The organism is Photobacterium proteolyticum, from assembly GCF_001939735.1.
Taxonomy (GTDB): domain Bacteria; phylum Pseudomonadota; class Gammaproteobacteria; order Enterobacterales; family Vibrionaceae; genus Photobacterium; species Photobacterium proteolyticum.
The window spans coordinates 314,769-326,819 of sequence record NZ_MJIL01000090.1 but is presented as its reverse complement, the minus strand read 5'-3'; the positions used below and the strand labels follow the sequence as shown (position 1 = coordinate 326,819).

The following is a 12,051-nucleotide window of genomic DNA, read 5'->3' as shown; positions in this document are numbered from 1 at the left end:
TTGTCTTCATGACTCTTCCTTTATCCATGTTTGTTAAGCCAAATCTGTTAAGTAATGACGCTTCTCGTATCTGGCGAGAAGGCTGATGTATTCCCAACAGTCAGCTTGCTTGTTTTGGTAATCCGTCTGTTTCGTTTAAATAATTAAGCCGCTTCGTTTCAGTATTTATTAGTAATAGTCTCTAGGGTTATCAGCGCTCACCGGACGCTGGGCAGGGCCAACACGCTGCTCGGTTTCCCAGTTAGGGGCAATCCAGATCTCGGCATCTGAAGGAGCAAGGGGAGCACAACCCAAAATGGCATCAGCAACTTTCTCCGCCACCATAATGGTCGGCGCATTGAGGTTGCCGTTTGGAATGGTCGGGAACACCGACGAGTCAACCACTCGCAGAGAGTTAATTCCCCTGACCTGGCACTTCTCGTTCAGCACGGCCATGGGATCGTTATCCGCTCCCATCTTGCATGAGCAGGACGGATGATAGGCACTCTCGACATTTTGGCGCACCCAGGCATCAATCGCTTCATCACTGGTAACGTCTGTTCCTGGTTGGATTTCCTTGCCACGGTACTCATCCATGGCTGGCTGAGCCAGAATTTCACGGGTCAGGCGAATACAGTCACGCCAATCCTGCCTATCTTGTTCTGTACTGATGTAGTTAAATTCAATGTTGGGCTTTTGATGCGGATCGCTAGATTCCACCCGAATGCGGCCGCGGCTTTGCGGTTTGTTCGGACCGACATGCACCTGGAAACCATGGCCGTCAAAAGCTGCCTGACCGTCATAACGCATCGCCGCAGGCAGGAAGTGATATTGAATATTGGGCCATTTCAGTCCGGCTCGAGAGCGGATGAAAGCGCACGACTCAAAGTGGTTGGTAGCCCCGAGGCCATCTTGGCGTAATATCCAGCGTGTCCCGATCAAACCTTTGCTGATCAGACCCAACTTGCTGTTCAGGGTAATTGGCTGATGGCATTCATATTGAAAATAGACTTCCAAGTGATCCTGCAGATTCTCCCCGACACCGGGCAAATCGTGCTCTACCTCAATTCCAGCTTGCTCCAATACCGCCTTGGGCCCCACCCCCGACAGCTGAAGAAGCTGCGGTGAGCCGACAGAGCCTGCCGATAACAGAACCTCCCGGCAGGCAAACACCGATTCGATCTGGCCGGCAATTTCGATTTCGACCCCGACAGCCTGCTTGTTTTCAAGCAATACCTTGCGGCTGACAACGCCCGTTTTGACTGTCAGGTTGTTGCGCTTCATGGCTCGGTGCAGGTAGGCATTTGAGGTAGAGGCGCGTACACCTTTATCCACCGTCATGTGCATAGGACCAAAGCCTTCCTGCTGATAACCGTTGTAATCATCGGTTTTCGGATAGCCCGCCTGCTGCCCGGCATCGATAAACGCCTGATACAGAGGGTTCAGTGTCATATTGTTACCGTTACAGGTTGCCAGCGGGCCGTCGCCACCCCGGTAGGCATCTTCGCCGCTGAACCATGATTCGGCACGGCGGAAATACGGCAGGCACTCCTGATAGCTCCAACCTGCCGCGCCATGCTCAACCCACTCGTCAAAGTCGCAGGCATGACCTCGCACATACACCATGCCATTGATTGACGAACTGCCACCCAGTACACGCCCTCGCGGACAATGCAGGCGGCGGTTATCAATACCGGCCTCAGGCTGTGATTCAAACTGCCAGGCGTACTTATCGCTGTTCATTGGGTACGACAGGGCTGTCGGCATTTGGATGAAAATACTTCTGTCAGTCCCACCAGCCTCTAGCAGCAAGACACTGTACTCGCCCGATGCGGTCAGGCGATCTGCCAATACACAACCGGCTGATCCCGCTCCGACAATAATGTAATCGTAGGTATTGCTCATTTGATTTCCCTTTCAATTCTGTTGTGAAGATTAAAGCCAGCCGCTATCAGCAGCTCCCGCTAGTGTTGATATGTGGCTCAATCATAAGGGCACTCAAGATCACCAAGCTCAATCATCACACTCTTGTTCTGGGTGTAATGATTGAGTGTTTCAATTCCATTTTCTCGCCCGATGCCAGACTGCTTGTAACCTCCAACAGGCATTTCTGCCGGTGAGCCACCCCATGTGTTCACCCAGCAAATACCGGCTTCAATTTGGGCAATCACCCGGTGGGCACGAGAAAGGTTTTGAGTAAACAAACCGGCAGCAAGCCCGTACTGCGTAGCATTCGCCCGTTCAATCACTTCACCCTCATCAGAGAAGCGCAGGATCGACATCACCGGACCAAAGATCTCTTCCTGAACCTGAGGCATATCATCAGTACAGTCGGCAAAAATAGTTGGCTGAACAAAAAATCCCTTATCGAATCCATTGGCTGTTACACGCTCGCCACCGCAGATCAGGCGGGCACCGGACTCTTTTCCTGCCTGGATAAACCCGAGTACTTTTTCGAGATGTTCGCCTGAAATCAGCGCGCCGATCTGGGTCGACATATCAGCCGGATCGCCAACAACCAGTTTGTTGGTACGGTGGGCAAGCTGCTTGATAAACTCATCGTAAATCGCATCATGAACAAAAACCCGGGTGCCGTTAGTACAGACTTCGCCCTGGGTGTAGAAATTGGCCAGCATGGCAGCTGACACCGCATTGTCTAACTTGGCATCCTCAAAGACGATCAGCGGCGACTTACCACCAAGCTCCATCGTGATGTCCTTAAGCGTACCGGCAGCATCCGCCATAACCTTCTTGCCAGTGCCAGATTCACCGGTAAAAGAAACTTTGGCAATATCCGGGTGGCGAGAAAGCATCTGACCGACACGGTAGTCACCCTGAACCACGTTAAACACCCCATCAGGAACACCGGCCTCAGTGAAGATCTCTGCCAGTTTCAGCACTGACAGTGGCGTTTCTTCAGACGGTTTAAATACCATGGCGTTACCTGCCGCCAAAGCAGGAGCCGATTTCCACATTGCAATCTGGATTGGATAGTTCCACGCACCAATTCCGGCACAAACACCCAATGGCTCACGGCGGGTATAGAAAAACTGACCGTGACCCAAATCTTGTTGTTGGCCCTGAATTGCCGAGGCAAGCCCCGCGTAGTACTCGATAACATCCGCACCAGTGGCAATATCGACCTCGATGGCTTCCTGGATCGGCTTGCCGGTATCTTTGACTTCCAATGCAGCCAGCTCATCATTGCGCTCACGGAGAATTGCTACCGCCCGCATCAAGATACGGCCCCTTTCCATGCCACTCATCGCTGACCACACTTTGAAACCTTGTTGTGCCGAAGCGATTGCACGGTCAACATCCTGAACAGTGGCCTGTCTGATCTCGGCCAGCTCCTCGCCGGTTGCCGGGTTACAGGTTACAAACGTTTCTTCAGATGAGGCTTCAGTAGCCTGACCATGGATATACAGAGACTTCATTTTCATCAAATGCCTTGGTAATTAATGTTGTTATGACTTTGTCAGTTCAAATACGGGGCGAGTTGTTTTTGCAGGTAATCAGAGATGATCTGCTGGGCTTTGTCCGGGCAAATTCCGTCAGGGTTCAACGCCCCTCTTAGCCAAATCCCATCAATAAGTGCAGCAACGCCCTGTGCGACAAAAAGGGCTTGTTCATAAGGTAAAACTTTCTTGAGTTCAAAACGGAGGTGCGATAACAAACGGCGTTCATTGACCCGCTGTAGCCGATGCAACGTAGTATCGTGCATAGACTGCGCCCAGAAGGCCAGCCATGTTTTCACTACTTTGCTCTCGACTTGGTAACCATCAAAATTCGCGGCAACAATCGCCTTGACCCTGGCGGTCACGTCATCTTTGTCCGCGGCACGAAGGTGCTCTATGGAGGTCGCTGACAATTGACGCAGCACCGAGCGCATCGTCTCCTCCAGCAAACCATGTTTACCACCAAAATAATGATTAATGATCCCAGGGGAAACGCCTGCCTTGCGGCTGATCAAAACCACACTCGCACCCGAAAGCCCAACTTCATCAATAACAGCCATTGTGGCCTCGACAAGCTGTGGTCTGCGAATTTCTGGCATTCCGACTTTTGGCATAATTGCTACTCAAATGTTTCTTAATTGAACGTTTAATTAAAAATAATTTTACATACCATTGACAGCAAGTCAAAAAATGTTTCGTGCCGTAATGAATAACAAGGAAAAACCCTTTATCAAAACAACCACAAGCAGTTGATTTTAAACAGATTAAAATAAATCCAAAATAAACAGCTTGATCTAAATGTTTTGTGTCGAAAACAAGTCTCTATCAACTGACAGGATCTTATTAGCGACTAGGCCGTAACTCGCAGAGATTGCTTACACTCAGCCTGAAATAACAAGTGTGGTCAGTTTTTTGTTTAGTGCTCTAATCTTTACAACCATCGCAATCTGACACGACGAACCATATTTCGCCGTCGTTTGATACTTTGCACTTTAATTTCCCCTTTTAACTCCCCTTATTGAGCTAACTCTCGATAAAAAAATTTACTTTTTATGAACCCTGAATTACACAGAAAGAGAAGGTGATTTTTCCTGGTATTTAAAACGCTGTGTACTGTAAGGATTTCGCGGTAATTGACACCATTCGACCCATCACGATCACGTGGCAACTTAGGGGGAACTGGCGATGACTTCAATAACAACACGACAGCCTATGCGCATCGGTTTTTATCTCACTCACAATTTCACCATGATCGCGATGGCATCGGCCGTTGAAGTATTGCGCATGGCCAATCAACTCTCGGGAGAGAAGCTGTACCAATGGTTTACCCTCAGTGATGATGGCCAACCTGTTGCCGCCAGTGATGCGCTCGAAGTAAGGGTCGATGACCGCATTCCGTCTCAGCTACCACTTGATTCACTGATTATTTGCGGCGGTGTTCAGATTGAACGCAGCTGTACCCCGCAACTGACAAGCTGGCTTTGCCAGCTTGATCGTCAGCAAAAAATACTCGGCGGGATCTGCACCGGCAGCTATGCCCTGGCAAAAGCAGGGGTGATGGCAAACCAGCACTGCGCCATTCACTGGGAGCACCTGGCCGGGCTTCAGGAGTTATTCCCCTCGGTTAAAATCACCAATAAGCTATTCACCCTCAGTGACAGGCGAATGACCAGCACAGGCGGGACTGCGCCAATGGACATGATGCTCACTTTAGTGGCCAAACAACATGGCAACAGGCTCAGTGCGGCGATATCGGAAATGTTCATGTGCGAGCGGATCCGCAATGGCGAGGATGTACAGAAAGTACCGCTTCGTAGCCTGGTCGGAGCGTCCCAGCCCAAGTTGCTTGAAATCGTTTCTCTGATGGAAGCCAACCTGGAAGAACCCATCGGAATGGATGAACTGGCAGGGTTTGTCGATCTGTCACGACGACAGCTGGAAAGACTGTTCCAGAAACATCTACAATGTTCACCTTCGCGCTATTACCTTCAGCTCCGGCTTAGCCGGGCCAGACAGTTACTAAAACAAACCAATCTGTCGGTCATTGAGGTATCCGTGGCCTGCGGATTTGTTTCAACACCTCACTTTAGCAAATGTTACCGTGATTGCTTTGGTATTCCTCCTCGTCATGAGCGACAAGGGATATCGTCACAGCCAGTTGCTACCGAGCAACCAGCGATTAGCGAGGAATCTCTTTCCACAGAGCTGCCTATTACCGCAGAACAATCAATTACCACAGAGCAATCTATAACCACTGAGCAGCCATTAATCACCGTGCAACCGAATATGACAGAGTTCCCGATAATTACCAATCTTCCGGCACTTACCGAACTCAGTGAACGGCATGATGACAACCTGTTCGATACCGGTTTTGACGATCAGGCTACACTTCCCAACCCGGCTTGCTAGGTTCTTAATTAACTTTAAAGTTCAGTAGATTAAAAAGTATTACTTGAGAACCCCTTCTTCTCGCAGCAAGGCGAGAATGGCTTCGGCAGCCTGTTGGGGGGAAGTGTCTTGTAATACCTTGCCCGCCTGGCTCGGCGTCACCATTGTTGCAGCTTTCATCCGTTCTGCAGCGGTTTTCGCCGTGATGATCTTCAGCCGCTTGGGGCGCTGTTTTGCTGGTTGTAATTGCCATTGGGACTGTTCCCTATCTGCCGCAAGCTTAAGCCCAAATTCATGTTCGGAATCATATTCAGATTCGAGCATATTGATGATGCCATCGCGCGCTTTTAAGAACGCACTTTGTCTGGCCTGCGGCGCCGCACTGTTAATGGTTACCACCACAGGTTGCTTGACCAATAGTTTCCGGCGCTGACCGCGTGGTAACGCCTGTAAAAGCTCGATATGTCTATCTGCAACACCTGCCAAACCAGCGATATGCGGCACAATCGCCCAACCTAACTGATCTGCCAACAGGTAAGGTAGCAAGCCTGACGCTTCCCCCCATTCAGCCTGTTCGCCGCACAGCACCAAATCGGGCTCCGCTTCATTCACATACTGAGCCAGTGCCGATACCGGATCGGAAAGCTCTGGCAACTTAAGAACACTTATCTGCCCGATTCCCATTCCCAGGTAATCTCGTAATGCCGACTGTTCCGAGTCACCTGCATTGCCAGCATGAACAACCTCAATCACGGCACCGGGCTGTTGCAATGCCAGCTCAATCGCTTGTGCATCCAGTGAAGCACGACATGGGCGCCCAGTTAATGAATGCATACTGGTCGATACCAACACCATGACTTGCAGCGGCTCACACAGCATCATCCCACTTCTCCTTAACCTGTTCGCTATCAGCTCCGGTCAACTCTCCAGCCTGACTTTCACTCTCTCTGTGGCTAATACTGTCAACCAGAGCCTGCATGATCTCGCTGCTGTCACCGATCACGCTAAGATCTGCCCGGTTGACCATAGCGCACCCCGGATCAAGATTGATGGCGATCACCGTATCGCAATGGGTCATTCCCTGCAGATGCTGGATCGCCCCGGAGATCCCCACCGCCAAATACACGCGGGCCGAGACCAAGGTGCCGGATGCGCCAACCTGGGTTGATCGTGGCATGTTGCCGTCATCAACCGCCACACGACTTGCCCCTTCAGTTGCCCCCAATGCCGCTGCCACCTGATGAAACAAGGACCAGTCTGTTACGCCATTGCCACCTGCAACCACAAACTCCGCTTCCACCAAGGAAACAGATCTAGGATCTACGGTAACCAAGCCCAAATCTTCAATTTTTGACGGTACTGATGGCGTCATTTCCGGCGCAATTGGATCTAACTCAACCAGGCTTGATTGATAACGGTAGTTACTCACCGGGTCAGCGATCTGTTCCGTCACCAGCAAGATACGTTCATGTGGGCGGCGATACTCTTTCGCACTTTGCCCGGCACGGCACCATATCCAGTTGTCATCAATTTCTACCACCCCGGTAGCTGCTCGCTCGTCCAGTCTGGCGGCCAGGCGGCGACCGAGATCGGCACTGTTCATAGTCTGATCACCAAACAGCCAATAACGGGGAGAAAACTGCTTGTCAGCCTGTAGCAGCAAAGTGAGCTGATACTCAGGTTGGTATCCTTCCTCTCCGAACACAGAGAGATCCAGTAGCCGATCTATCCCTGCATCGGCGAAACGATCATCTTTGATCGGGAAAAAAACCAACGCCAACACGGCTCCTTGCCGCACATTTTCCTGTTCTTCTATACTCTGATCATACCCAATACCGCTGTTCGCCAACTGCTGCGCTAGACCCAGCATGTTCCTGTCAGCACTGGTTAGCCTGCCTCCACTCATCTCGGGAACGACGGCGATATAAAACTCAGGGTTATCGACTCGGTGCAAGGGCAACCGGGAAGCGTTCCAGCCTTGAGGTTCAATTGTAGGCATTGCTCCAGAGCTTGTTTCAAGAGATGTTTCAGGATTAGCCGCAAAGGTGTGATGCAAACGATGAAGGCGATTACGATGGATGCGCTCTTGACGAGGGTCGCGACGAAATACTTTACTCATGACGCCTCCTCTTCAGCGGCTTGAAGATACCGAGTCTGCTGAGGCAGGGCTTCCAACAGCAACTCGGCAATATCCCGAACCTCGGGTCGAGGCTCGACAACCCCTTCTAGCATTAGGCTGCACTGCGGACAGGCAACGACAACAATCTCAGCTCCTGTTTCCCTCACATCATCCATTCGCATATCCGGTATTCGGCGCTTGCCTGTAATATCGGTGACAGGCGCACCGCCTCCGCCACCACAACAACGAGAGCGATAGCCCGAACGTTCCATTTCTTTAATTTCGATCCCGATAGCCCGTAACAAGGATCTAGGGGGTTCATAGCCGCCGTTATAGCGCCCCAGATAACAAGGGTCATGATAAGTCACCGACAGATCCCGAACAGGCTCCAGCTTCAGGCTCTCTTGAGCGACCAGTTCTGCCAGCAACTGGGTATGGTGGTAAACACTATAGTTACCGGTAAAATCCGGATACTCGTTTTTCAGAAGATGAAACGCATGCGGATCTGCTGTCACAATCCGCTTGAATCTGTATTTACTCAATGTGTTTATATTGGCTCTTGCAAGGCGCTGAAAGGTTGCCTCGTCACCAAGGCGGCGGGCCAAATCACCGCAATCAAGTTCTTCATTGCCCAGCACAGCAAAATCAACCTTCGCCCGCTGCAGCAAGGTAACCAGGGCCCGAAGTGTACGCTGGTTGCGCATGTCGAACGCCCCGTCGCCCACCCAGAGCAGCACATCGACCTGCTTCACATCAGCCAGCAAGGGAATATGCAGATCGACAGCCCAGTTATTGCGTTGCTGTGGAGGGTGACCGTTGGGGTTATCGGTCGCGATCAGGTTTTCAAGCATGTCCGGCCCTTTACCGGGAGTCGCGCCTTGTTCAAGAGTCAGATAACGACGCAAATCAACGATCGCGTCCACATGCTCGATCATCATCGGGCATTCCTCGACACAGGCTCTGCACGTGGTGCATGACCAGACGGTATCAGGATCCAGTAAGCCCTCAAACAAAGACCGCTCAGGCCCGCCGCAAACGGCTTTCTCTCCAAGTTGCGGTTCTTGACCCGGATGAACGCTGCCATGATAACTGGCTGTCGAGCTGCCAGTCATACCGACAACCATATCCTGGATCAGCTTTTTCGGATTCAGCGGCTGGCCGGCTGCAAAGGCCGGGCACGCCTTCTCACAGCGGCCACATTGTACGCAGGCATCAAAGCCCAGCAGCTGGTTCCAGTGAAAATCAGTTGGTTTATCTACCCCCAAATGCGGCTCGGTCAAGTCAAGCGGCCTGAGTCCCGTTGACTGACCACCGCCAAAGCGCTCAGGGCGAGGATGGAAAGCCAGATGTAGTGCGCCAGCAAAAGCATGTTTCATCGGACCGCCCCAGGTCATCCCGAGCAGCATCTCGCCCATGCCCGCTATCATTGCAACTCCCAGTAAAACAAGCAGTATTGACGGCAAGTTATCTATCCCCAACAGGCCAAAAATACTGACAAGCAAAAATGTTCCTGCAAATACTTTGAGGCTTTTCGGCAGCCTCACCCAGGGGCCGGTAGACAAATGCGCTGGCGCCGAACGACGTCTCCCTGCCACCAGCTGCGCCCCCAGCAACATGACCATACAGGCAATAAGCGCCAGCAAATACATTGCCCCGCTGTTGATGCCAAGAAGGTAAATAATGCTCAGCATCACCATAGCGGCAACAAAGCCTCCGGCGGTTGCCACATGCATATGAGCAGTCGCTTTTTCACGAGCAACAACATTATGGAGATCACCCAGATACCGTCTCGGGATGTTCGATAACCCGGCCCAGACATTAACCGCAAAAGGTTTTCCCTGACGCCAGAGCCTCACTCGGCGAACGGCACCGAACAACGTGATTAGCAATCCCAGCAATAACAGCACGGAAACTAAAGGTGTCAGCATCGTTACCCCCTTTCTGCGCGAGTTGTGAGGCGATAAGAGTTAAGTCAAAAAGCTATTCATCACAGAGCTATTTACTACAGAGCTATTCATTACAAAACAACGCTCAAAAGTCTTTGCAAAGACGCAAGGCATCATAGATTGCAGCATGAATATTTCGCTGTGAAGCACAGTCACCGATCCGGTACAACAGGTAGCCCTGACCATTGCCTGCATGATGAGCAAGTTCCGGCTGCGGCTTGGCCGCGTACAATGCAGCCAGATCAACCTGACCTTTATTGATCGAGCCCGGCTTCAATTGGTAATACAGGGCTTCACAAGGCCGTATACCATTTTCTATGACGACCTGATCCACCACCCGCTCTTCCCGCTGCTGGGTATACTCGTTCTCCAGCACGGCGATGACTTTCTCGCCTTCCCGGTATACCTGTTCCAAACGAAAGTCCGGCGTCATGATCACTTCTCGCTGATAGAGGCTACGGTAATAGGTTGGGAAGGTGGTACCACCGACAGCCACTCCGGGTTTCAAGTCATCAGTCACCAATTCAACCAGTGCACCTTTCGCCGCCAGATAATCGGCAACCGACATCCCCGAAAACTCGCAGATAGTGTCGTAGACCAGCACATTGCTGCCCGGCTCTACCCTGCCACTCAGAATATCCCAGCTACTGACAACCAAACCGTCCTGCGCTCCCCAGCCCGGAAACTGCTCAATGAACGGCTTACCACCGACCGCCAGAATCACCACATCAGGACTCAGCGCCAGAATACCCTCTGCGTCCGCTTCGGTGTCCATTTCCAGAGTGACCCCCAGTCGCGCCAGCTCCAGCTCAAACCAACGGGTGATCCCTGCGATTTGCTCTCGCTGCGGTGCTTTAGCTGCCAGCGTGATCTGTCCGCCAAGCCGGGAGGATTTCTCAATCAAAGTGACATCATGGCCACGTTCAGCACAAACCCGTGCCGCCTCCATACCGGCGGGGCCCCCACCAACCACCACTACTTTTCGAACCGGGCCGTCAGTTTTCGTGATGATATGGGGCATTGTCTCTTCACGCGAAGTCGCCGCATTTTGCAGACAAAGTACATCCAGCCCCTGATACTGACGATCAATGCAATAATTGGCACCGACGCACTGGCGGATCTGATCAACCTGACCCAACCTGATCTTGGCAATCAGATGCGGATCGGCAATATGGGCTCGGGTCATCCCGACAAAATCCACATAGCCGCCTTCCAGCACACGTTCGGCCTGAGTGGGATCCTTTATATTCTGGGCATGGATCACCGGCACGCTAACCACCTGCTTGATACCGGCCGCCAGATGCAAAAATGGCTCGGGCGGATAGCTCATGTTAGGGATCACGTTGGCAAGGGTATTGTGGGTATCACAGCCAGAGCCGACGACGCCAAAATAGTCCACCAGACCAGTCGCATCGTAATACGCTGCAATCTGCTTCATGTCATCATGGGTCAAACCATCAGGGTGGAACTCGTCACCACAAATGCGCATACCGACGGCAAAATCAGGACCGACTTCACGGCGAACGGCTTCCAGCACCTTAAGGCCAAAGCGCATCCTGTTTTCGAAGCTGCCTCCCCACTCATCATCCCGCTTGTTGACTCTCGGGCTCCAAAACTGGTCAATCAGATGCTGGTGAACCGCCGACAGCTCAACACCGTCCAGTCCTCCCGCCTTTACCCGCTGAGCAGCGGCAGCATAATCATCAATGATCCGCTCAATCTCTTCCGGCTCGATAATTTTGCAGGTTGCCCGGTGAACCGGTTCACGAATACCACTTGGGCTGAGAAGGTGCGGCCAGTCCCCACCGTCCCAGCGCGATCGGCGTCCCATATGGGTGATCTGAATCATGATATGCGCACCGTGCTGGTGAACCGCCTCAGCCAATTGCTGCAGGTGAGGAATAACGTCATCGGTACAGAGGTTCACCGACTTCCACCACCCTTGCGGACTGTCTATCGAGACCGGACTCGACCCGCCGCAAATACACAACCCGATCCCGCCTTTGGCTTTTTCCTCGTAATAACGAATATAGCGCTTGGTCGGCATCCCATTTAAGGTGGCGTAGACTTCGGCATGGGCGGTACTGACTATCCGGTTACGGATCATCAGCTGATTAATCGCCAGCGGCTGGAAAATAGCATCAAACTGCGACATCCCCAC

General features: G+C 52.0%; 8 protein-coding genes. 1 reads left to right on the top strand and 7 read right to left on the bottom strand.

Annotated elements, in window-relative coordinates; all coding sequences use genetic code 11:
• Window positions 1–168: 168 nt before the first annotated feature.
• From betA to betI, 3 genes are all read right to left on the bottom strand, one after another.
• A complete protein-coding gene (gene betA, locus BIT28_RS21440; RefSeq protein ID WP_075766974.1) occupies window positions 169–1,884 on the bottom strand; it encodes a choline dehydrogenase in 1,716 nt (571 codons plus the stop codon).
• 77 nt (window positions 1,885–1,961) lie between these two features.
• Complete coding sequence (gene betB, locus BIT28_RS21435; protein WP_075766973.1) at window positions 1,962–3,422, bottom strand: betaine-aldehyde dehydrogenase; 1,461 nt, start codon at window positions 3,420–3,422, stop codon at window positions 1,962–1,964.
• A 35-nt stretch (window positions 3,423–3,457) separates the two neighbouring features.
• Entirely contained in the window at window positions 3,458–4,051 is a 594-nt protein-coding gene (gene betI / locus BIT28_RS21430) for a transcriptional regulator BetI (protein ID WP_075766972.1), read from the bottom strand.
• Window positions 4,052–4,622: 571 nt separating this feature from the next.
• On the opposite strand from betI, the gene gbdR reads away from it, so the two are divergent.
• Complete coding sequence (gene gbdR / locus BIT28_RS21425) at window positions 4,623–5,846, top strand: choline metabolism transcriptional regulator GbdR (RefSeq protein WP_083652035.1); 1,224 nt, start codon at window positions 4,623–4,625, stop codon at window positions 5,844–5,846.
• Window positions 5,847–5,885: 39 nt separating this feature from the next.
• Here the strand turns inward: gbdR and BIT28_RS21420 are convergent, their stop codons facing one another.
• From BIT28_RS21420 to BIT28_RS21405, 4 genes are all read right to left on the bottom strand, one after another.
• Window positions 5,886–6,707: an electron transfer flavoprotein subunit beta gene (locus BIT28_RS21420; RefSeq protein ID WP_245823817.1), complete on the bottom strand. Its 822-nt coding sequence runs from the start codon at window positions 6,705–6,707 to the stop codon at window positions 5,886–5,888.
• A complete protein-coding gene (locus tag BIT28_RS21415; protein WP_075766971.1) occupies window positions 6,694–7,944 on the bottom strand; it encodes an electron transfer flavoprotein subunit alpha/FixB family protein in 1,251 nt (416 codons plus the stop codon). Before BIT28_RS21415 ends, BIT28_RS21420 begins: the two co-directional genes overlap by 14 nt.
• The gene (locus BIT28_RS21410; RefSeq protein WP_075766970.1) at window positions 7,941–9,872 is read right to left on the bottom strand and encodes a (Fe-S)-binding protein; all 1,932 of its coding nucleotides are present in this window, start codon (window positions 9,870–9,872) and stop codon (window positions 7,941–7,943) included. The genes BIT28_RS21415 and BIT28_RS21410 overlap by 4 nt, the downstream gene beginning before the upstream one ends.
• A gap of 103 nt (window positions 9,873–9,975) precedes the next feature.
• Complete coding sequence (locus tag BIT28_RS21405) at window positions 9,976–12,045, bottom strand: NADH:flavin oxidoreductase (RefSeq protein ID WP_075766969.1); 2,070 nt, start codon at window positions 12,043–12,045, stop codon at window positions 9,976–9,978.
• Window positions 12,046–12,051 lie beyond the last annotated feature (6 nt).